The sequence below is a fragment of the Bartonella rattaustraliani AUST/NH4 genome (assembly GCF_000312565.1).
GTDB lineage: Bacteria > Pseudomonadota > Alphaproteobacteria > Rhizobiales > Rhizobiaceae > Bartonella > Bartonella rattaustraliani.
Genome location: NZ_CALW02000050.1, coordinates 1 through 22131 on the forward strand (window position 1 = coordinate 1; position 22131 = coordinate 22131).

The 22131-nt window shown below is 38.6% G+C and carries 19 protein-coding genes, 4 tRNA genes and 1 pseudogene; 20 read left to right on the forward strand and 4 right to left on the reverse strand.

Annotated features, from left to right (window positions below):
- Positions 1 to 145 (forward strand): flavin reductase family protein (locus BN67_RS11880; RefSeq protein ID WP_033313251.1); only part of this gene is annotated, 145 nt, incomplete at its 5' end.
- Between the two features lie 318 nt (positions 146 to 463).
- On the forward strand, positions 464 to 880 hold the full coding sequence (dksA, locus tag BN67_RS07545; protein ID WP_026088219.1) for an RNA polymerase-binding protein DksA: 417 nt from the start codon (positions 464 to 466) through the stop codon (positions 878 to 880).
- A gap of 38 nt (positions 881 to 918) precedes the next feature.
- On the opposite strand, the gene BN67_RS07550 is transcribed toward dksA, so the two are convergent.
- A complete protein-coding gene (locus BN67_RS07550; RefSeq protein ID WP_019223522.1) occupies positions 919 to 1455 on the reverse strand; it encodes a flagellar biosynthetic protein FliO in 537 nt (178 codons plus the stop codon).
- Positions 1456 to 1680: 225 nt separating this feature from the next.
- Between BN67_RS07550 and BN67_RS07555 the strand changes: the two genes are divergently transcribed.
- Together BN67_RS07555 and BN67_RS12845 are read left to right on the forward strand one after the other, a co-directional pair.
- Positions 1681 to 4224 (forward strand): hybrid sensor histidine kinase/response regulator, encoded by a 2544-nt coding sequence (locus BN67_RS07555; protein WP_019223523.1) that lies wholly within the window; start codon positions 1681 to 1683, stop codon positions 4222 to 4224.
- A gap of 312 nt (positions 4225 to 4536) precedes the next feature.
- Positions 4537 to 4944 (forward strand): annotated as a pseudogene (locus BN67_RS12845) (hypothetical protein).
- Positions 4945 to 5967: 1023 nt separating this feature from the next.
- Here the strand turns inward: BN67_RS12845 and purN are convergent.
- Both purN and purM read right to left on the reverse strand, forming a co-directional pair.
- Entirely contained in the window at positions 5968 to 6579 is a 612-nt protein-coding gene (gene purN / locus BN67_RS07570; protein WP_019223526.1) for a phosphoribosylglycinamide formyltransferase, read from the reverse strand.
- Positions 6576 to 7661, reverse strand: coding sequence for a phosphoribosylformylglycinamidine cyclo-ligase (gene purM, locus BN67_RS07575; protein WP_019223527.1), 1086 nt, complete (start codon positions 7659 to 7661; stop codon positions 6576 to 6578). Before purM ends, purN begins: the two co-directional genes overlap by 4 nt.
- A 164-nt stretch (positions 7662 to 7825) precedes the next feature.
- Here purM and BN67_RS07580 point away from each other — a divergent pair, with 164 nt between their 5' ends.
- From BN67_RS07580 to BN67_RS07605, 5 genes are all read left to right on the forward strand, one after another.
- Positions 7826 to 9037 (forward strand): AI-2E family transporter, encoded by a 1212-nt coding sequence (locus tag BN67_RS07580; protein ID WP_019223528.1) that lies wholly within the window; start codon positions 7826 to 7828, stop codon positions 9035 to 9037.
- Positions 9034 to 9723: a DnaA regulatory inactivator HdaA gene (gene hdaA / locus BN67_RS07585; protein ID WP_019223529.1), complete on the forward strand. Its 690-nt coding sequence runs from the start codon at positions 9034 to 9036 to the stop codon at positions 9721 to 9723. Before BN67_RS07580 ends, hdaA begins: the two co-directional genes overlap by 4 nt.
- Before the next feature lie 761 nt (positions 9724 to 10484).
- A tRNA-Pro gene (locus tag BN67_RS07595) sits at positions 10485 to 10561 on the forward strand.
- 93 nt (positions 10562 to 10654) lie between these two features.
- Positions 10655 to 10960 carry an ETC complex I subunit gene (locus BN67_RS07600; protein WP_019223531.1) on the forward strand — a complete coding sequence of 102 codons (306 nt, stop codon included), beginning with the start codon at positions 10655 to 10657 and terminating at the stop codon, positions 10958 to 10960.
- A gap of 43 nt (positions 10961 to 11003) precedes the next feature.
- Positions 11004 to 11080, forward strand: a tRNA-Arg gene (locus BN67_RS07605).
- A gap of 1033 nt (positions 11081 to 12113) precedes the next feature.
- Here the strand turns inward: BN67_RS07605 and BN67_RS07610 are convergent.
- Positions 12114 to 12189: transfer RNA gene (locus BN67_RS07610), tRNA-Val, on the reverse strand.
- A 176-nt stretch (positions 12190 to 12365) separates the two neighbouring features.
- Here BN67_RS07610 and BN67_RS07615 point away from each other — a divergent pair.
- The 11 genes from BN67_RS07615 (at position 12366) to BN67_RS07665 (ending at position 22124) form a co-directional block, all read left to right on the forward strand.
- A tRNA-Asp gene (locus BN67_RS07615) sits at positions 12366 to 12442 on the forward strand.
- A 308-nt stretch (positions 12443 to 12750) separates the two neighbouring features.
- Positions 12751 to 13116, forward strand: coding sequence for an NADH-quinone oxidoreductase subunit A (locus tag BN67_RS07620; RefSeq protein ID WP_019223532.1), 366 nt, complete (start codon positions 12751 to 12753; stop codon positions 13114 to 13116).
- Positions 13107 to 13688 carry a NuoB/complex I 20 kDa subunit family protein gene (locus tag BN67_RS07625; protein ID WP_019223533.1) on the forward strand — a complete coding sequence of 194 codons (582 nt, stop codon included), beginning with the start codon at positions 13107 to 13109 and terminating at the stop codon, positions 13686 to 13688. The genes BN67_RS07620 and BN67_RS07625 overlap by 10 nt, the downstream gene beginning before the upstream one ends.
- A 16-nt stretch (positions 13689 to 13704) precedes the next feature.
- The gene (locus BN67_RS07630; protein WP_192813130.1) at positions 13705 to 14334 is read left to right on the forward strand and encodes an NADH-quinone oxidoreductase subunit C; all 630 of its coding nucleotides are present in this window, start codon (positions 13705 to 13707) and stop codon (positions 14332 to 14334) included.
- 90 nt (positions 14335 to 14424) lie between these two features.
- Complete coding sequence (locus tag BN67_RS07635) at positions 14425 to 15615, forward strand: NADH-quinone oxidoreductase subunit D (protein ID WP_019223535.1); 1191 nt, start codon at positions 14425 to 14427, stop codon at positions 15613 to 15615.
- Positions 15615 to 16274 (forward strand): NADH-quinone oxidoreductase subunit NuoE, encoded by a 660-nt coding sequence (gene nuoE / locus BN67_RS07640; protein WP_019223536.1) that lies wholly within the window; start codon positions 15615 to 15617, stop codon positions 16272 to 16274. Before BN67_RS07635 ends, nuoE begins: the two co-directional genes overlap by 1 nt.
- A gap of 115 nt (positions 16275 to 16389) precedes the next feature.
- Positions 16390 to 17697: an NADH-quinone oxidoreductase subunit NuoF gene (nuoF, locus tag BN67_RS07645; RefSeq protein WP_019223537.1), complete on the forward strand. Its 1308-nt coding sequence runs from the start codon at positions 16390 to 16392 to the stop codon at positions 17695 to 17697.
- Positions 17698 to 17762: 65 nt separating this feature from the next.
- On the forward strand, positions 17763 to 19832 hold the full coding sequence (gene nuoG, locus BN67_RS07650) for an NADH-quinone oxidoreductase subunit NuoG (RefSeq protein ID WP_026088221.1): 2070 nt from the start codon (positions 17763 to 17765) through the stop codon (positions 19830 to 19832).
- A gap of 22 nt (positions 19833 to 19854) precedes the next feature.
- Positions 19855 to 20901: an NADH-quinone oxidoreductase subunit NuoH gene (nuoH, locus tag BN67_RS07655; protein WP_019223539.1), complete on the forward strand. Its 1047-nt coding sequence runs from the start codon at positions 19855 to 19857 to the stop codon at positions 20899 to 20901.
- Positions 20902 to 20915: 14 nt separating this feature from the next.
- Complete coding sequence (gene nuoI, locus BN67_RS07660; protein WP_019223540.1) at positions 20916 to 21407, forward strand: NADH-quinone oxidoreductase subunit NuoI; 492 nt, start codon at positions 20916 to 20918, stop codon at positions 21405 to 21407.
- A gap of 96 nt (positions 21408 to 21503) precedes the next feature.
- Positions 21504 to 22124: an NADH-quinone oxidoreductase subunit J gene (locus BN67_RS07665; protein ID WP_019223541.1), complete on the forward strand. Its 621-nt coding sequence runs from the start codon at positions 21504 to 21506 to the stop codon at positions 22122 to 22124.
- Positions 22125 to 22131 lie beyond the last annotated feature (7 nt).

Sequence of the window (22131 nt, forward strand, 5' to 3'; positions counted from 1 at the left end):
GGTATCTTTTGATTGTCGTTTGACTTGTTGGCATGAGCATGCGACTCATTGTGTTTTGATCGGTGAAGTTGTTGCAATCCACTGTCATCAAGAAAAAGACGCTTTGATGTATTTGAATCGTAATTATCATACTTTGTCTTTTTAAAGATTTTTACTTTATTATATATTGAGAAACAAGGTATCATTGGCGTTTTTTAGGATTTTTTCAACCAGTAAGAGAGGTTGTTTTATGTGGTTTTGCACTTTTGCATTAAAAGCTTGTCAATATAACTTGAAAAAACAAGAAATCTTGGTCAGCTTTTTGTCAAAAGAAGTGTGTACTATGTAAAAAGACAGTTGGAGATTTAAACCGTAGCTTTAGATATATGGGGTGGTAGATATAAAAAACCATTTTACACTTGTGCTGATGGATGTTGCACAATATACAGTCGGCACATACTATCTATTGGAGGTTTTTTATGGCATGAGCAAAGAGATTGATGATCTATATCACCCTAGTGAAAATGAGCCTTTTATGAATGAGCGACAAAAGGCCTATTTTCGTGCTAAATTGATTTCTTGGAAGAATGATATTTTAAGAGAAGCACGTGAAACTTTGGAGAATTTGCAGGAGGAAAATGTTGGTCAGCCTGATTTGACAGACAGGGCATCTTGCGAAACTGACCGTACGATTGAATTACGTGCTCGTGATCGTCAGAGAAAACTTATTTCAAAGATAGATGCCGCTTTGGAACGTATTGATAATGGAACTTACGGTTTTTGTGAGGAAACAGGCGAACCGATTAGTATAAAGCGTCTTGAGGCTCGACCGATTGCAGTTTTATCATTAGAAGCACAAGAACGCCACGAACGACGAGAAAAAGTTTATCGTGATGATTGAAATGGATTGGGATGATGCACAAAACAAAATAAACAGCGCTAGAGTTGTGTATTTTGTTTTTTGGAATCGGGGATGAATAAAGATGGTTCTTGTCGTCCTTCAATTTTAGCACTGATTGCTGAATCTTCAACATTTTGCTTCATAAAAGGGGCAGAATCATTTCTTTGCGTGTTTTCCTTTTCATTTACGGAAAAGGGGCTTTTTTCTGCAAGATCAGAATTTGAGTTGGTTTCTGTTGTTGTTAATGTTGGTTGCCTATGTTGTGTGCCAGAGGCATTGAGGATATTGGATTCTACAACAACATCTGTTAGCCCACCGATAAGAAGTAAATGCTCTTTATCATCACAACGTATGAGAATAAGGCGACGTGTGCGGTCGATAACAATTGTTTCACAGAGGGTTAGTCGTGAGGAACGTTTTTTGGTATTTCTTTTAAATTTAAAGTTTCCTGTATTTAAACGACGTAAAAATAGAACGATTGCGGCAACAGCTGTAATTGTTATTATGAAAAATACAAAACTCATAATTATATTAGCTGCGGATGTGCCTAATTGGTTTGATAACCAGATATACATGTAACTTCTTTCACTTTAAGAATAAAAATGTTATTTTTATTGAGCAAGTTTGTAAATATACCCTTAAAAGGTTTATTTATAATAAGCAAAGACCTTTTAAACATGGAGTGATTTTTCTTGGGAAGATATTATCTATGCACGTACTCTATTTGAGATAATAAATTTGATAGAATGATTACAGAGGTGATTTTCGCATAAGAAACAGCCATAATCAAGGCAAATGAAATGGATAAAGAGTTTGAAAGAGTAAAAGATCGTCGTTTTTTTTCTGTCTCTCGAGGCGTTGTAATTTTTGGTGTTGTTTTTGTAATCGTTTCTCTCTTTATTGTTGGTATTTTGGATTTCTTTTATCCGCAGAGCACTTTACAAAAAGTTGGGTTGCTCTCTCTTTTGGTTTTAGCGGTTATAGGGGTGAGTGCACTTGCCTTGAGTGGAATGGGGGTCTTGAGATATAATGTAGCGAAGGTGTATGAAGATTTTGATTTCAGCATTTTTAATAGTATTGACGATGCAATTGTTATCTCTGATTTGTCAGGTTTTGTTTATTATTCTAACCAAAGTTATCGTAACATTCTTACCTATAAGCCTGAGGCATCTTGTTATATGGTTATTGCGGGGCTTCCAGGGGCGGGAGCACTTTCGTATCGTTTAAAAGTTGCAGCTTATCGTCATCTTGCGGTCCAGGAAGAATTAAGGGTAGAACAGTCGATTTTTGCTCATTCCGCACAAAGAAAGCCTGTTTGGTATAATATTTCTGTGCAACCAATTAAGCAGGGGAGAAAAAAGTTTTTATTTTGGCGCATTGCTGATATTTCGCATTTGCAGGAATGTCGTGAAGTTTTTTTTTCAAATCTTCAAGAAGCTATCAATCATTTAGATCAAGCTCCTGTTGGTTTTGTATCCGTTAATGCACAAGGGATACTTCTTTATGCAAATGCAGTTTTTGCTGAATGGTTCTCAATTGATCTGGTAAATTTCACTATTGGTCAATATAGTTTTGATCAATTATTTAATAATATTGGAGAAAATAGTACGTGGAGTGATGTTTGTTTGCAAAATAACAAACACCAAGGCTCAGGTTACTCTTCACCTTATATGTTTTCGTTATGTTTAAATTCGGAGTCTGGTGTTAAAAAAATATTGAATTGTTTTATGTGTGCTTCTTCTCTCTTAGAGGACGACGCCATTTATCGTATTGTTGTCATTCCACAGCAGATACACAAAGAAGAGAATGATGATTCCTCAGAATTCTCCAAGACATTCATGGAGTATTTTGACGCAAGTCCATTTGCAATAGCAGTGGTGAATCAAAAAGGGGGCTTTATGCATACGAATAATGCCTTTTCATCAGTCATGGGGCGTATGAGTAAAATTGTTAATCTTTATGATGCTATTTCTCATCATGATCATGCGCAGTTAGCGCGTGCATTTCAAAAGATTACAATAAATAAAGGCTCTTCAGTTTCGATAGAAACTGTTTTAGAACATGACGAAGAACGCCATTTACGCTTCCATATTATGCCTGTAAAACCACATTATGATGATGTGTTACAAGACTTTTTCGTTGTCTCTGTTATAGAAATAACAGAACAGAAAGCGCTTGAAGATAAAATGATGCAAAGTCAGAAAATGCAAGCTGTTGGGCAGCTGGCGGGTGGAATTGCGCATGATTTTAATAATGTTTTAACAGCAATTTTGATGTCGTGTGATCTGCTTTTAAATACACATCGTAGTTTTGATCCTGCCTATGCAGACCTTATCAATATCAAAAATAATGCTAATCGTGCAGCTGCCCTTGTGCAGCAATTATTAGCCTTTTCTCGAAAGCAGACGCTTCGACCTGAAGAAGTTGATTTTACAGAATTTTTATCAGACATTCGCACTCTTATTTTACCTCTTTTAGGCAATAATATTGCGTTAAAAATTGTTCATGGAAGAGATTTGTGGAGTGTTAAAATTGATCAAGCATCTTTCCAGCGTGTGATGATGAATTTGGTTGTTAATGCGCGTGATGCTATGCCAGATGGCGGTATTTTTACGGTTGCGACAAATAATATTACAAAACAACAAAGTGCTGAATTTGATCATGTTGGTTTTGCAATTGGTGAGTATGTGCAATTAACGATTTCAGATACAGGGACAGGGATACCGGTTGCTATACAAGAAAAAATGTTTGAACCCTTTTTTACCACAAAAGAAGTCGGAAAAGGAACAGGGCTTGGTTTATCAATGGTTTATGGAATTATCAAACAGACAGGTGGTTACATTTACTGCGATAGTACGGAAGGAAAGGGAGCGACATTTTATATTTTCCTTCCTCGTTATATCCCAAAAACCGACGATAAAATTTTCCAACAGATTGAAAAAGATGAAGAGCAAGAAAAAAATACAGATTTAACAGGGGCTGCAACTGTTTTATTAGTGGAAGATGAAGATGCTGTGAGAATGGGAGGGGTAAGAGCACTTCAAATGAGAGGATATACGGTTTTAGAAGCTGCAAGTGGGGTGGAGGCTCTCACTCTTCTGAAAGAAAATAAGGGGGCTGTTGATATTATTGTTTCTGATGTGGTGATGCCAGAAATGGATGGTCCAACTTTGCTCAAGGAAACGCGTAAAAGCTATCCTGATATTAAGTTTATTTTTGTCTCTGGATATGCAAAGGATGCTTTTGCTAAAAATCTTCCAGAAGATGCGGTTTTTGGTTTTTTATCTAAACCATTTACACTCAAACAGTTATCTATAACTATTAAAGAAACACTTGAAGAATAAAGTCAAAGATCGTGAAGAGAAAAAGTGCATCTTTTAAAGATAAAAATTTAGGATATATTGCAAGAATAGGCACAATATACGTAAAAATCATAAAATCGATAAATACGACTTTGTTGGCAGTATAATTTGCTAAAATCCTTCTACTGTCGAAAAAGTTCTCCCTAGAAGTGGTCCGTTGAAAGAAGCATGGCAAATGTTTAAGGGCTACCTCAGTGTTCATGCTTGCTATGGTCAGGCGGGTAATAAATGTCACGATGCTTATGGTTTACCTAATTGCACATCAGTTTATTCAATTAAATCAAAGAGGGAAAAATGAAACAAATTTTAAAATTATTAAGCACTGTAACCTTGTTAGGTATTGCTGGATATCAGACGGAATAAATCTTCTTCAGCGTACATGACTGTGTGGGAGAAAACGGGAGCAGATTCTACTGAAGTAGGAAAAGCCTTATTAGAATGCGGCATGCCAAGCATTATTGATCTTGAACCAGAAAATAGTAAGCAGAGTAACAATGCAATAGCAACAATTCATGCTTGCATGGTCCAATCAGGATTCCGCTATAAAGATAAAAAGGGAGTAGGGGCTGGTGTGTAAATCATAACGCCGAAAACCTACCGATTTGTCGTCTAGGCGCTGTCATCCCTCAGCAAAGTGTCGAAAGGCGCCTAAACAGTCCTTTTTGTAAAAGGTATAAAAACGCACCTGAATGCAAACCTTAAGTTTTTTTGGGGGCTATAATCAATGACCCCTCATTCTTTTACTTGGAATAACGGGATTATTCTCTCAAAGGTATTTTTACATCGCCTGATGGAACGTCCCGTAAAGCCGTTCAATGAGTGGGTAATAATCATGGGTCCCTTTATTTTACAGTTTTTCCACAAGCAGACTCGGCGAATATCAGAATTCATGATTGCATTTCGTAAGAAATTTCTGGAAGATAACTTTGAGTGTTTGATCAATTCAACAAAGACGTTCAAAAATTTTATATTGCGTTATGGCAATACAGGGGCGGTTATTAATGCCCGCAGCCGCGGTACCATGACGATAGGCAATGGATTGCGTGATTTGGAAAAGCATGGTACTCACGGTATATAGCAAAGGAAGCAACGATTAATTTCTTTGCTCCAGTTTATAATGCACAGTCTATGGCAGATATATTACATACCTTAAGTGATGGCAAACAGTATTATATTGGTTGAGAAAATCATAACTTTTAAGGGACATTGAGAATTTTAACATATAAAAGCTAAAAAAGTTTCTGTACATTTTGTACAAAAAATTTCTGAAAATGCAGGTTTTATGATATCAAAACGCATAAAGTTGAAAATATATACAACATATTGGTTTAAAAGTATAATTTTTCGTTGTGGATCTTGAATTAGAGCCCCGAATATTGTGAGATTCTTCCATTTCAAATCTCTTTATGTTGAATTGATTTTATTTACTTGGTTTTACACTATCAGCGGTGTTGAGCATGAGGGTAAAACGAGACGAAGATAAAAAGGAAAAATATCTTTCATGAAAGGGCTGTCGCAATCTCATGAGTTGGTCAATATACCATGAGCTGGTAAAGAGAATGATGGTACCGGTTTGTACCATCATAAGCGAAAAGATGGTGGTTTTCTATGGTTTATCGATATACAATTTACCTACACCGCCGCGAAATGGGATTAGGAGTGCTCCATAGGCTTTGAAGGCAAAAATGTTAGAGGCAATAGTAAATAAAGTGCCCATTGAGATTTTCAAAGGGAGAGAAGTTGTTGTTGAGCATCTGTTATTTTGCCATTTCCCTCAATAAATGCTCTTAATGCTTCAGGATAAAGTTTATGTTCAGCTTTCAGAACTCTCTGTGCTAAGCTTTCAACGGTATCATTGGGGCACACTGGAACAGCTGCTTGGGCAAGAATTTTTCCTGAATCCATCTCTTCTGTAACAAGGTGAATAGTGCAACCGGTAATTTTAACACCTGCTTGCAAAACTCTTTCATGTGTCTTTAAGCCTTTAAAGGAGGGGAGGAGAGAAGGATGAATATTCAAAATTCGTTCTTCATAAAATTTTATAAAATGTGATGAAATAAGGCGCATATAACCAGCAAGGCAAATAAGATCCGGTTGGTATTTTTCCAAAACGGTGAATATGGATTCTTCATATGCTTCTTTTGTTGGGTAGATTTTTCGATCAACAATATGAACTGGCAGGTTATGATTACGAGCCTTTTCAATGCCCATAGCATGAGGGGTATCGCAAACAACCGCGATGATTTCAGCAGGGTAATCTTTTTGTTTGCTCGCCTCAGAAAGGGCAACCATATTAGATCCATTGCCAGAAATAAAAACGACGACTTTCTTTTTCATAAGTGAAGTACACCTTTATAGAGGATTTTTTTATTTTGGTGTTTTGTTAAAATGCCGAGGGGAGTAACGGTTTCTCCTTGCATTTCAAGTGTTTGCGTAAGGGTTTTAGCTGCGTTTTGTGCTACAATAATGATCATACCAATTCCGCAATTAAATGTTCGTAACATCTCTGTTTGTTCTATTTTACCTTGTTGAGCAATCCATGAAAAGACTGCTGGAACATGAAGAGCAGAAAGATTAATTTCAGCGCAGAGAGAAGAGGGGAGAACGCGTGGAATGTTTTCTGTAAAACCTCCACCCGTAATATGAGCAAGAGCTTTGATTCCTTTACATTTTTGCATGATGGGGAGGAGCGATTTTACATAAATGCGTGTTGGAGCGAGCAGTGCTGTAGCAAGATCGATTTGAGGGTTAAAAGGGGCTGCAGCGTTCCATTTTAGATGACTTTGTTGGACGATTCGTCTCACGAGAGAAAAGCCGTTGGAATGAACTCCAGAGGCGCTCAGTCCTAAAACGATATCACCTTCTGCAAGGTCTTTTGAAGGAAGTAAAGCATCTCGTTCGACAGCACCTACAGCAAATCCTGCTAAATCATAATCTTTTTCTGCATACATATCAGGCATTTCTGCAGTTTCTCCTCCAATGAGGGCTGCGCCTGCTTGTTTACATCCTTTGGCAATACCAGAAATGATTGCGGCACCTTGTTCAGGGTTCAGTTTTCCAGTTGCGAAATAATCGAGAAAAAAGAGAGGTTCAGCACCTTGAACCAGCAAATCATTGACGCACATGGCGACAAGATCAATCCCAACAGTATTATGGATACCGGTTTCAATGGCAATTTTTAGCTTTGTTCCTACACCATCATTGGCCGCTACGAGAATAGGATCTCTAAAGCCTGTTGCTTTTAAATCAAATAGACCGCCAAAGCCGCCAATTTCTACATCTGCACCTGTTCGTTTTGTTGAGCGTATGTAGGGTTTAATTTTTTCTACCATGGCATTACCTGCATCGATATTGACACCGGATTCTTCATAGGTAAGACCAGATTTGCATTTATTATTTGCGAGATGTTGATTGCTCATGGGAGCCTTCCTTGTGGAAAATCATGTTTTAAGATTATGCAATGCCATGATAGAGTTGTTACTGCAAGAGATATTGATATTTAGTGTTGAAGAAAATGAGCAGTGTTCCTTGATTCAAGTGTGAAGAATCTTATAATTTTTGTGAAGAGTTTTTTAGGATACTTATGGGTAGGATACCAAATAATCGTAATCATTTTGCTTGGCAGATTATGAAAAAGAAAGCAAGAGAGAATGTGGTCGGTGATCGTTATAAGGCTTATGTGCCAGCTTACGCTCAAGTGCCATTACCGAACAATATGAAAAAGCAAATTTTCTTTTGGCTTGGTACATTGTTTTTTTTCATTCTCTTTATGGTTGTTTTTGGATCCATTTTGCTTCCCTTTGTGGCAGGGATGGTGTTAGCTTACTTCCTTAATCCTCTTGTTCAATTGTTTGAAAAAGTTGGTATTCATCGTGTTTTAGGGACTATTCTTATTAGTTTGTTTATTGTTGTTGTTTTTGTTGCGGCTTTAATTATTTTAATTCCTATTATTAGCTCGCAAATACAGCAATTTATGCGTGATGGTTTGCCTATTTATATGGATCGTATTCAAACCTTTTTTGTTGAACATGATTTTGGTTGGGTGCAGCGCTATTTTGGGAGTGATCCAAATGAATTACAGAGTAATATTAAAGGGGTATTGGGAAAAAGCTCTGATTTTATTACATCTCTCTTAAATTCGCTTTTGAAATCGGGAAAATCTATTGTTAACATTGTTAGCTTATTTGTTGTAGCACCAGTGGTGGCATTTTATCTGTTGTTAGACTGGCCACGTATGGTTGGGGCAGTTGATTCGTTGATACCGCGGGATCATCTTGAAACTGTTCGTGGTATTTTTCATGAAATGGATAGAGCTGTTGCTGGTTTTGTTCGTGGGCAGGGAACAGCTTGTCTTATCTTGGGAGGGTATTACGCTATTGGTTTGACGATCACAGGACTTAATTTTAGTCTTTTGATTGGTATGTTTATTGGCCTTATCAGCTTTATTCCTTATATTGGCACGATGAGTGGTTTTTTACTTTCTGGTGGTATTGCTTGGGTCCAGTTTTATCCGAATAATTGGGAATGGATCGTTGTTATCATGATTATCTTTTTAATTGGTCAATTTATTGAAGGGTATATTCTTCAACCAAAACTTGTGGGGTCATCGGTAGGGTTGCATCCTGTGTGGTTGATGTTTGCACTTTTTGCTTTTTCTTCACTTTTTGGTTTCACTGGTATGCTTGTTGCTGTTCCTGCCGCGGCAGCCGTTGGTGTTTTGGTTCGTTTTGCTCTGCATACTTATCTTAATTCTCAGATGTATTCACGAACTGGAAATTCGGAGCCGCTAGAATGAAGAGGAGTGAAACGCAGTTACCTTTAAACTTTTCTTATAATTCGGTTTTCCAATTTGATGATTTAGTGGTAACGGAAAGCAATCGTATGGCTTTTCAGCTTATCGATCATTGGCCAAATTGGGTTTTGCCTATTGCGGTTTTGATTGGGAAAGAAGGTGCTGGGAAAACATATTTTTCCAATGTATGGGCACAGAAAGCTGAAGCTGTAAAGCTTGATCGGAGTGAAATTGATCAGGCTATTCCTTTAACTTCTTCAGGAAAATCATTCTTAATTGAAGATGTTGATGCGGGTGTAATCAGCGAAACAGGACTTTTTCATTTGATCAATAGTGTTAAGCAAGCAAATCTTTATGCACGACAAGCGACTTTGTTGATGACTGCACGTACATTACCTTCAGCGTGGCATTTAACGTTAAATGATTTAAAAAGTCGTCTTAATTCAGTTATGTTGGTTGCTATCAATCAGCCAGATGATGCATTATTAACAGCTGTCGCTTTTAAACTTTTTTCTGATAGGCAGATTATCGTTCACCCAGATACTGTTTACTATCTCGTAAGCCGTTGTGAGCGTTCTTTGTTTGCGTTGAAACATATTATTGATTCTGTTGATCGTTTGGCATTACAAAGAAAAAGTAAGATAACACGTGCTGTCATTGCTGAAGTTCTTAAAACGCAAATTCAGTAAACATTTTTTTTAGGGGAAAGATTTCTACAAAAAGTATTTGTGTTTTATCGTCGTTTTAGTGTGTCAATAAAAACATTATGATTTCGGTTTTCTGCTTTTTTACATATGTTGAGAGAAAAAAGAAGATATTTCTTTCTTTATCTTGGATATTCTCTCTTTAACTTATGTAAGCTGCTAAGAGCTTGTTCCAAAGCTTTTAAAGTTTTATTTGTATTTTTCCACAGCTTGTAAAATTGTATGATTTCCTTGAAAATAAGTTGAGAAAAACAGGTTCTTTTCATTTTTCTCATAAAGTTGTTACGATTTGAGAAGAATATTTGTTTTTTTTGTAGGAGAGAGTAGGATTTTACAACAAGAATCATTGAGAGAGTAAAGGTGTTGTTGATAGAATCAGATTCTTTATGAGGCGTATTGGATTCTCTATGAGCACCATGTGGAGGATGTTGGATCTTTGTTCTCTTGAGGATGTTTTGTAATATTAAGATCATTTTTTTGCTAAAATTGTTCTCTTTGGATGTTGTAGATGTTCTTAAGCTCTTCATGAAATAGGGTAAGAAGGTCTTTTGGGAGCTGTGAATTATTTATTGATTGTTGAGTGGATTCCTGAAAGACTGTTTTTTATTTCTCTCAATCAATGAGATATTGAGCGGAAAAGTTTTTAAATTTATAAAGAAACACAACAAAATTAAAAAAAATGTGTTTTTCTCTTGCACTTCTGTTGCGAAAATTTTAGGAAGTGTGCACCGAATAAATGTAAATGGCGGAGCGTAGCGCAGTCTGGTAGCGCACCTGATTTGGGATCAGGGGGTCGTAGGTTCGAATCCTATCGCTCCGACCATCTGTTTGGTGAAGTATGAAAGAATGGCCTAAAGCGGTTGCGTGTGGTGAGGAATTGTCATTCAAGTATTGTGTAATCTGAAGGAAAATAACTATGATCGCGCGTATTTATAGTCCTGCGAAGACTGCTATGCAGGCAGGTAAGGGGAGAATTGGTTTTTGGATTTTGCAATATGAACTGAAACAGGCAAAAATGCTTGAGCCTCTTATGAGGTATACGGCGACATCTGATATGAAGAGCCAGGTAATGCTTCAGTTTAATAGTAAGGAGGAGGCAATTGTGTTTGCGCGCAAAGGTGGTATTCCTTATCGTGTAGAAGAGCCTCATAAGCCGATTCGGCGTGCTATTTCTTATTCTGATAATTTCCGTAGTGATAGGCAGCAGCCTTGGACACATTGAGTGAGTAGGGGTGTTATCTTGAATGAGAGAGTAAATAGAGTTTGGTCCCGTAGCTCAGCTGGATAGAGCAACGGCCTTCTAAGCCGTGGGTCACAGGTTCGAATCCTGTCGGGATCACCATTAAAGTTTTTATCGTGCCTAATTTTATGAGCTTGTTTATATTTTAAAAGCTTTGATCTAGGTGAATGAGGGTTTGTGGGTAGAGTTTTCGGCATGCAATCTAGGAAGTGCGTTTTCTTCTTTTTGTCTATTCTTCTATCTCTTCTGATTTTTGGGAGCATATTGGTTGATTTTTCTACGAATCACTTTCTCTCATCATTTCTTCTACAGAGTAATTGTTGTCCCCGGAGTATTTTCCAAAAAGGACTTTAAAATCATACTATCTGTATATCAGCTGTAGGCTAGGGAGAGATATTACAGTTATTCATCTTAGCAGAACAAAAAATATTGAAAACATTACAAAATCAGCACATTTTTATGTGATTGAAAAAATAAACAGAAAATGAAGGCAGATAAAATGGCGACTTCATGAAAAGCAACATATTGATTTATAAAGATAATTTATTTTTATCTAGCTTGAATATTGTAAGATTCTCTTGTTTCAAATCTCTTTCTGTTGAGGCAATTTTTTTCCCTTGGCTTTACACTATCAGCGGAATTGGCGTAGGGATAAGAATTATAGAGAAAAGGAAGAAAAATGCCTCTCATGACAGCCTGCTTTCATGAAAGGGGTGTCGCGATGTTATGAGCTCGTAAATATTATTGGGGCTGATAAAATGAGAGTGCCATCTTGTCCCTTTAAAACGTGAAGGTGGGTCGTGCTCAATAGACAATACGGATGCCACAGAGATGATCAGTACGTGTTAAGTTGCAAAGATGACATCTCCCCTTTTGTAAAGTGGACAACGGTCATTTTTCTCTTATTTTTATCGGTTTAGCTTGTATCATGGATAGGTTAGAGGGCATTTTCCACACTTTAAAAGGTGCATGACCAAGGGCTTGAGAATCAATTTTCTTTTAAAATATGCAGTCAAAATTTTTCTTATAGAGTGCTGTGTTTAGAAATTCCATTCCTACATCTATTATCTAGGTGTCCCGCACTCTTTAAAAAAGGCGAATAAAATGAATAAGTTATAAGGCATAAAAAGTGAAATGGTGGGCGATGAGAGACTCGAACTCCCGACATCCTCGGTGTAAACGAGGCGCTCTACCAGCTGAGCTAATCGCCCGATATGATGATCAGCAATTGAATAGGCACTCTTTAAGGAATTTTTTTTCCAAACGCAAGAATAAAGATAGTGTTTTATGATTTTTTTGAAAAAATGCATAAGCCTTCTTGACATAAACGCATGAACCCCTTACACGACCGCTTATACCAATTAGTAAATTGGTTTGAAAGAGATGCGCGGGTGTAGCTCAGTTGGTTAGAGCGCCGGCCTGTCACGCCGGAGGTCGCGGGTTCGAGCCCCGTCACTCGCGCCATTTCAAATTTTCACATTTTTTTATTTTCAAGTATAAACATTTTATGTGTTAGGCATATATATTAAAATGTTGGTTTTGATATGTGTCTTGGAATGTAGTTTTTTCTTCTTATTTACGCGGTTTATGAGAATAGGGCTTGCGTCTTTTCTTACTCTACGTTACCTATGCCAATAGAAAGCATTGCTCTACATGCCCTTGAAGCAGTACGAGCGGAGTGGGCAAAGTAATTATTATAGTTTATCTGTTTATCTAAGAATTATGGAGTGATGGCGTTAATTTACGTCGTTCCATTAAGGTGGAAAAAGATTATGTCTCATTTATTGAGCTCTTATTTGCCAGTTTTAATTTTTCTTGTTGTTTCGGCAGTTATTGCAGGGGTTCTTTTGATTATGCCTTACATTGTGGCGTATCGTTCCCCTGACCCTGAAAAGCTATCAGCCTATGAATGTGGCTTTAATTCTTTTGATGATGCACGTATGAAATTTGATATTCGTTTCTATTTGGTGTCGATTTTGTTTATCATCTTTGATCTTGAAGTTGTTTTTCTTTTTCCTTGGGCAGTTTCATTTAGTGCAATAGGTATGTTCGGCTTTTGGTCAATGCTTGTATTTTTAGCACTTTTAACAATCGGGTTTATATATGAATGGAAAAAGGGAGCTCTTGAATGGGATTGATATTGAACAATTCAACGATGACTTCTTCCAAACCGAAAGGGGTTATTGATCCCAATACAGGTGAGTTGATTGGTTCTAACGATAGTTTTTTTCGTGATATTAATGCTGAGCTATCGGATAAGGGCTTTTTAGTAACATCAGCTGAGTCTTTGATTACTTGGGCGCGTACTGGTTCTCTAATGTGGATGAGTTTTGGTTTGGCGTGTTGTGCTATCGAGATGATGCAGTGTTCAATGCCTCATTATGATAATGAGCGTTTTGGATATGCTCCACGTGCTTCACCCCGTCAATCAGATGTGATGGTCGTAGCGGGTACGCTCACAAATAAAATGGCACCTGCTTTGAGAAAAGTGTATGATCAAATGCCGGAACCACGTTATGTGATTTCCATGGGATCATGTGCAAATGGTGGTGGATATTATCATTATTCTTATTCAGTTGTGCGTGGCTGTGATCGTATTGTGCCTGTAGATATTTATGTTCCAGGCTGCCCTCCTACGGCGGAAGCGTTGCTATACGGGATATTGCTGTTGCAGAAAAAAATCCGTCGAACTGGTTCTATAGAGCGATAGGAGCATTGTTGTCATGGTGGATGAGTCATTGGTTGAGCTTGCTACCTATTTAAAAAACAAGCTAGGAGATAAGCTTGAAGAGACTGTTCTTGCATTTGGTGAGCTAACTATTATAGCGCGTCTTGATGCAATTACAGATGTTTTAATGTTTGTTCGTGATGATTCTCGCTGTCAGTTTATTAATATTACAGATATTAGTGGTGTTGATTATCCTTCTCGTGACAAACGTTTTGATGTTTCCTATCAATTATTATCTCCTCGCGAGAATTTGCGTTTGCGTGTGAAGGTACGTACTGATGAAAATACTCCCGTTGCTTCTGCTTGCTCGATTTATCCCGGAGCAGAGTGGTATGAGCGTGAGGCATACGATATGTATGGGATTTTGTTTTCTGGTCATCCGGATTTAAGGCGGATTTTAACGGACTATGGATTTGAAGGGTATCCTTTACGTAAAGATTTTCCTATTACAGGATTTGTTGAGTGTCGTTATGATAATGAAGTAAAGAGAGTAGTTTACGAACCTGTGGTTTTGCGTCAAGAAATGCGCAGTTTCGACTTTATTTCTCCTTGGGAGGGTGGTCAATATGTTTTACCGTCTGATAAACAGCAGGTATCAAAGAGCGATACTGGAACTGATAAAGCTTAACATGAGAATTTTAAAATAATTAAGTTTTTTAGTATGATAAGAGTTTTTGTTAACATTTGATATAAAGTTTTTTAAAGTAAGGGGTTTAGAGTGGCTGAGGTCAATGTTCGGAACTTTAATATCAATTTTGGACCACAGCATCCAGCAGCGCATGGAGTTTTGCGCATGGTTTTGGAGCTGGACGGTGAAGTTGTTGAGCGTGTAGATCCACATATTGGGTTATTACATCGCGGTACCGAAAAGTTAATGGAAACAAAAACGTATCTTCAAGCTGGTCCCTATTTAGATCGTTTAGACTATGTTGCTCCTATGAATCAAGAGCATGCCTTTGTGCTTGCTATTGAAAAGCTATTAGGTGTTGAAGTTCCCAAGCGAGGACAGTTAATACGTGTTTTATTTTCTGAAATTGGGCGCATTCTGAATCATTTACTGAATGTTACAACACAGGCAATGGATGTTGGTGCTTTAACGCCACCGCTTTGGGGGTTTGAGCAACGTGAAAGACTGATGATTTTTTATGAGCGTGCGTGCGGTGCACGTCTTCATGCAAATTATTTTCGTCCAGGTGGTGTGCATCAAGACTTACCAGAGTCTTTAGTTGAGGATATTGGTGATTTTATTGATCCGTTTCTTGTTGCGCTTGGCAAATTGGATGCCCTTGTGACGCCAAACAGAATTTTTAAGCAACGTAATGCGGATATCGGTGTAGTCAGTATTGATGAAGCTTGGGCGCGTGGTTTTTCTGGTGTCATGATTCGTGGCGCGGGTGTGCCGTGGGATTTACGTAAAAGCCAACCTTATGAATGCTACGATGAAATGGAGTTTGATGTTCCTGTGGGTAAAAACAGTGATTGTTATGATCGTTACCTTATTCGTATGGAAGAAATGCGTCAGTCAGCAAAAATTATGCGCCAATGTGTGGATCGTTTGCTTGGCAGTGAGAAAAATGGTCCGGTTTCAAGTTTGGATCGCAAAATTGTACCTCCAAAACGTGGCGAAATGAAAAGCTCAATGGAAGCGCTCATTCATCATTTTAAACTTTATACGGAAGGTTTTCATACGCCTCCTGGTGAGGTGTATGCTGCGGTAGAGGCGCCCAAAGGCGAGTTTGGTGTTTATCTTGTTTCCGATGGAACGAACAAGCCTTATCGTGTTAAGTTGCGTGCTCCTGGCTTTGCACATCTTCAAGCTATGGATTTTTTAACCAGAGGTCATATGCTAGCAGATGCAACAGCTATTTTGGGTTCTATTGATATTGTTTTTGGGGAGGTTGATCGCTAATGTCCGTACGCCGTCTTGCAGATGATATTTATCAGCCAGCAGAATTTTCTTTTACCAAAGAAAATCAGATATGGGTACAAAATACCATAGAAAAATATCCTGTGGGGCGTGAGCAGTCCGCTGTAATTCCATTATTGATGCGTGCTCAAGAACAGGATGGTTGGGTGACGCGTGCTGCAATTGAGCATGTTGCCCAGATTCTTTCTATGGCATATATTCGTGTTCTAGAGGTTGCGACTTTTTATACGCAGTTTCAACTCAAGCCTGTTGGAACAAAGGCACATATCCAAGTGTGTGGTACAACCCCTTGTATGCTGCGTGGATCTGATGATTTAATTAAAGTTTGCCAGAAAAAAATTCATCATGAGCCTTTTGTTACAAACTCAGATGGAACATTATCATGGGAAGAAGTGGAGTGCCTTGGCGCTTGTGTCAATGCGCCTATGGTTATGATTTTTAAAGATACTTATGAAGATCTTACCGCTGAGCGTCTAGAAGAAATTATTAATGCGTTTGAGTCCGGTAAAGGCTCTGAGATAGCCGTTGGTCCGCAAAATAGCCGTAAATCATCGGAGCCGATTAGTGGTTTAACTTCTCTTATTGATGAAAAAGCCATAAAGACGTGCAAATCTTCGAAGAAAAAGGATAATGATGGATAATAAATATTTTATTATTTAATCCATTGGGATGTTCTTTAATGAAGAGTTAAAATTTTTAAAATTGCATTTGAGGAAAAGCTAAGAATGCTATGGATAATAGAAAAAAAGGTGGGGTATGCTGGCTGATAAAGATCGCATTTTCACCAATATTTATGGTTTGAAAGATAAATCATTAAAAGCTGCAATGTCGCGTGGACATTGGGAGGGTATTAAAACCCTTATCGAAAAAGGTCGAGACTGGATTATTGATGAGGTGAAGGCATCGGGTTTACGTGGTCGTGGTGGAGCTGGTTTTCCTACCGGAATGAAGTGGTCCTTTATGCCTAAACAAAGTGATGGTCGTCCTCATTATTTGGTTGTAAATGCTGATGAGTCAGAGCCAGGAACATGTAAAGACCGTGATATTTTACGACATGATCCTCATACTTTGATTGAAGGGTGTGTCATTGCTACTTTTACCATGGGGGCAAATATCGCTTTTATCTATATTCGTGGTGAATATATTCGAGAACGTGAAGCACTTCAGGCTGCAGTTGATGAATGTTATGAAGCAGGTTTACTTGGTAAAAAAACAAAATATGGGCATGCGTGTGATATTATTATTCACCATGGTGCGGGTGCTTATATTTGTGGTGAGGAAACAGCTCTTCTTGAAAGTCTTGAAGGTAAAAAAGGGCAGCCTCGGCTTAAACCACCATTTCCTGCTAATATGGGGGTCTATGGCTGTCCAACTACAGTAAATAATGTCGAATCTATCGCTGTTGTTCCAACAATTTTGCGTCGTGGTGCTTCATGGTTTTCATCAATTGGGCGTGCGAATAATGTTGGAACAAAATTATTTATGGTTTCTGGGCATGTGAATGCACCTTGTACATTTGAAGAGGCGCTCGGTGTTTCCTTCCGTGAATTAATTGAAAAACATACAGGTGGTATTCGTGGTGGGTGGAATAATTTGTTGGCGGTTATTCCAGGTGGGGCTTCTTGTCCGGTAGTTCGTGGAGAGGATATGATTGATGCGATCATGGATTTTGATGGGATGCGAGATATTGGGTCTTCTTTTGGTACGGGCGGTGTGATTGTTATGGATAAATCGACTGATATCATTAAGGCAATTTGGCGGATATCGGCTTTTTTTAAGCATGAGAGTTGTGGTCAATGTACGCCATGTCGTGAAGGGACGGGGTGGATGATGCGTCTTCTAGAACGTATGGTTGAAGGAAGAGCGCAAAAACGTGAAATTGATCTTTTGTTTGAAGTTTCTCAACAGGTTGAAGGGCACACTATCTGTGCACTTGGTGATGCTGCAGCGTGGCCTGTACAGGGGTTGATACGTAATTTTCGTCCAGAAATTGAGCGTAGAATTGATGATTATACGCGAAATGCCGTTCAAAGAAAAAATATTGTTTTGGAAGCAGTTGGATAGAGGATTTTGTTTTAAGAGTAACAGAATGCAAGTTTTAAGTGGATTATCCACAGGCTGGATGGGTGATGATAAATATCAAAGTTGATGGTAAAGAGATTGAAGTTCCTGATTACTACACGTTGCTTCAGGCAGCTGAAGCGGCGGGTGTTGAAGTGCCACGTTTTTGTTTTCATGAATCCTTATCAATTGCTGGAAATTGTCGTATGTGCTTGGTTGAGGTCAAGGGAGGTCCTCCTAAACCTCAGGCCTCTTGTGCTATGGGTGTTCGTGATTTACGAGCAGGACCTAATGGAGAGATGCCTGAAATTTTTACCAATACGCCGATGGTTAAAAAAGCCCGTGAAGGCGTTATGGAGTTTCTTCTCATCAATCATCCTTTGGATTGTCCTGTGTGTGATCAGGGAGGGGAATGCGATCTTCAAGACCAGGCGATGCTTTATGGGCGTGATTGTTCTCGTTATACAGAAAACAAACGCGCTGTCGAAGATAAGTACATCGGGCCACTTGTGAAAACTGTTATGACACGGTGTATTCATTGTACGCGTTGTGTCCGTTTTACGACAGAAGTAGCAGGTATTTCCGAGCTTGGGTTGATAGGTCGTGGTGAAGATGCTGAGATTACGACATATCTTGAAAAAGCAATGACATCTGAATTGCAGGGAAATGTTATTGATCTTTGTCCAGTGGGGGCTTTAACGTCAAAGCCTTATGCATTTCATGCACGTCCATGGGAGTTGGTTAAAACGGAATCAATTGATGTTATGGATGCGCTGGGGTGTGCTATTCGCATTGATAGCCGCGGTCGTGAAGTGATGCGAATTATGCCACGTACGAATGAAGACGTAAATGAAGAATGGATTTCTGATAAGACGCGTTTTATATGGGATGGTTTACGGACACAAAGACTTGATAGAGCATATGTGCGCAAAGATGGAAAGCTTCAACCTGTAAGTTGGATAGAGGCTTTTGCAAAAATTAAAATGGTGGTTTCTAAAGCCTCGCCAGAAAAAATTGGAGCAATCGCAGGAGATCTTGCATCCATTGAAGAAATGTATGCATTGAAAAAACTACTAATTTCGTTGGGTTCAAAGATTTTTGACTGTCGTCAAAGAGGAATGGCTTTATCTCCTGATTTAGGGCGTGCAAGTTATATTTTTAACCCGACAATTGCAGGTATTGAACAGGCTGATGCATTGCTTATTGTTGGGTCTAATCCGCGCCATGAAGCTGCTGTTTTAAATGCGCGTATTTTAAAACGCCAAAGGATGGGAGCTTTTCCAATTGCATTAATTGGAGAAGAGGTCGATTTACGTTATCCTTATTCTTATCTCGGAGAAGGCACTGACGCATTGAGTGCACTTATTCGGGGGGAGGATGCATTTTTAGAGGTGTTAAAAGAAGCTAAAAGACCTCTTATTCTTATTGGAGAAGGGGCTCTTTCAGGAAAAGAAGGGTTATCTGTTTTAAAAAATCTGGCAAAATTAGCGGATAGTATTGGAGCTCTTAGTGAAGAATGGAACGGATTTGGTGTTCTTCACAATGCGGCATCGATTGTTGGAGGGCTAGATGTTGGCTTTATTTCTGAGCTTGGGGTTGCAAATATTCTCAAAACCTGTGAAATCTTATTCCTGCTTGGTGCTGATGAAATAGAATTAGCCAATAAAAAGGCTTTTACAATTTATATTGGTAGCCATGGGGATAATGGTGCACATGCTGCTGATGTTATTTTACCAGCATCAGCTTATACTGAAAAATCAGGACTTTATGTCAATACAGAGGGGCGTGTTCAAATGACAAATAGGGCTGGTTTTGCTCCGGGTGAAGCAAAAGAAGATTGGGCTATTTTGCGTGCTTTATCCGACGTTTTGGGAAAAAAACTCCCTTTTGATTCTCTTTTTCAATTGAGACAGAGCTTGTTTAATGATTATCCACATCTTTGTGCTATTGATGATGTGGTGCCTTCAGATATAGCTGATCTTAAGGCACTTGGTTCACAAACGGTTAATTTGGAGCGGCAAACATTTCCCTCTATAGTGAAGGATTTTTATTTAACCAATCCGATAGCGCGTGCTTCTGCAGTGATGGCTGAATGTTCATCTCTTGCAAAAAGCCGTGTCACGCAGGCTGTAGAGTAAGGGCAGAGGAAAAGGAAGAATTATGCATGATTTCTTTATGACTTGGTTGTTGCCATTACTCATTATAATTGGAAAAACACTCCTCCTTTTGGTTGTTCTTCTGGTCTTAGTTGCCTATCTTCTTTATGCAGATAGAAAAATTTGGGCAGCTGTACAATTGCGTCGTGGTCCAAATGTTGTTGGTCCTTGGGGATTGTTACAGTCTTTTGCAGATTTAATTAAATTTGTTGTTAAGGAGCCGATTATTCCTGCTGGCGCTAATAAGGGTGTTTTTCTTTTGGCACCTTTTGTTTCTGCTACGCTTGCTTTATCAACTTGGGCCGTTATTCCTGTCAATGAAGGTTGGGAAGTTGCTAAAATTAATGTTGGTCTGCTTTATATTTTAGCTATTTCGTCTCTTGAGGTATATGGCGTTATCATGGGAGGATGGGCGTCAAATTCAAAATACCCTTTCTTAGGCGCTCTTCGTTCAGCTGCCCAGATGGTTTCTTATGAGGTTTCCATTGGCTTTGTCCTTGTAACTGTTATTTTAGTCAGTGGTTCATTGGATCTGACAACAATTGTTCAAAAGCAAAGTCATGGGCTTGGAACGACTTTAGGGATTCCGTTCAACAGTTTTCTTGATTGGAATTGGCTCGTTCTTTTTCCAATGTTTATTATCTTTTTTATTTCCGCACTTGCTGAGACAAATCGCCCCCCCTTTGATTTAGTAGAAGCAGAATCTGAACTTGTTGCTGGTCATATGGTTGAGTATTCTTCTACACCTTATATGCTCTTCTTCCTTGGTGAATATGTTGCTATCGTGTTAATGTGTGCATTAACAACTATTTTATTTTTAGGTGGCTGGTTGCCTCTCTTGGATGTTTGGTGGCTTAATTGGGTTCCTGGTATCATTTGGTTTATTTTAAAGGTTTGCTTTGTATTTTTTTGGTTTGCTATGGTCAAAGCGTTTGTTCCACGTTATCGCTATGATCAGCTCATGCGGCTTGGTTGGAAGGTTTTTCTTCCTCTCTCACTAGCAATGGTTGTCATAACTGCTGCTTTTTTAAAGTTTACGGGTTTTGTTTAAGAGGAAGTTTTACGATGTCAGGTTTTATTCAGGCGGCAAAATCACTCCTTCTATTGGAATTTGTGAGTGCTTTTTTTCTCGCAATGCGTCAGTTTTTTTCACCAAAACCCACGATCAATTATCCTTACGAGAAGGGTTTTGTTTCGCAACGTTTCCGTGGTGAACATGCGCTACGTCGCTACCCGAATGGTGAGGAACGGTGTATTGCTTGTAAATTGTGTGAAGCTATTTGTCCTGCGCAAGCTATTACAATTGAGGCAGGGCCGCGGCGCAATGATGGTACACGGAGAACTGTTCGTTATGATATAGATATGGTTAAGTGTATTTACTGTGGTTTTTGTCAAGAAGCTTGTCCAGTCGAAGCTATTGTTGAAGGTCCTAATTTTGAGTTTGCAACAGAAACGCGTGAAGAGCTATATTATGATAAGGAAAAGCTTTTAATGAATGGTGATCGCTGGGAGCGAGAAATTTCTCGAAATATATTGATGGATGCACCTTATCGTTGAGGGTATTATTGAATGGGATGTCGGATTATTATTCCGATAAATTGTAATCTGGTATGAAGTTTTATACCAATTTTTGGGTTAATTGAGGAGAGGCCTATGCTAACCGATCTAGCGGCGGCATTTTTCTATTTATTTGCTTTTATTATGCTAGCGAGTGCGATTGTTGTTATTACAGCGTGTAATCCTGTGCACTCAGTTTTGTTTTTAATATTGGCATTTTTTAATGCTGCAGCCTTATTTTTACTTGTAGGGGCAGAATTTTTAGGGCTTATCCTGCTTGTTGTTTATGTTGGCGCTGTTGCTGTTTTATTTTTATTTGTGGTTATGATGCTTGATGTTGATTTTGCTGAGTTAAAGAGTGGTGCACTTCGGTATGCTCCTCTTGGGGCTCTTGTTGGGAGTATTGTTGCTGTAGAATTGATCGTTATTTTTGTGAGTAGTCATTTTTCTCCAGCTCTTAGAACAAATATCATGCAGCCAATGCCAGATTTAGCGCAGCGAACGAATACACAAGCATTGGGTGATATTTTGTATACGGATTATGTTTTCTATTTTCAAATTGCGGGAATAATTTTATTGATCGCAATGATTGGAGCTATTGTTTTGACACTTCGTCATAAATCTAGTGTAAAACGACAATCCATAGCGGCGCAAGTTTCTAGGACAGTAGAAAGCGCAATTGAAGTTAAACAAGTTGAATCAGGCAAGGGCATTTAAGGGGGAA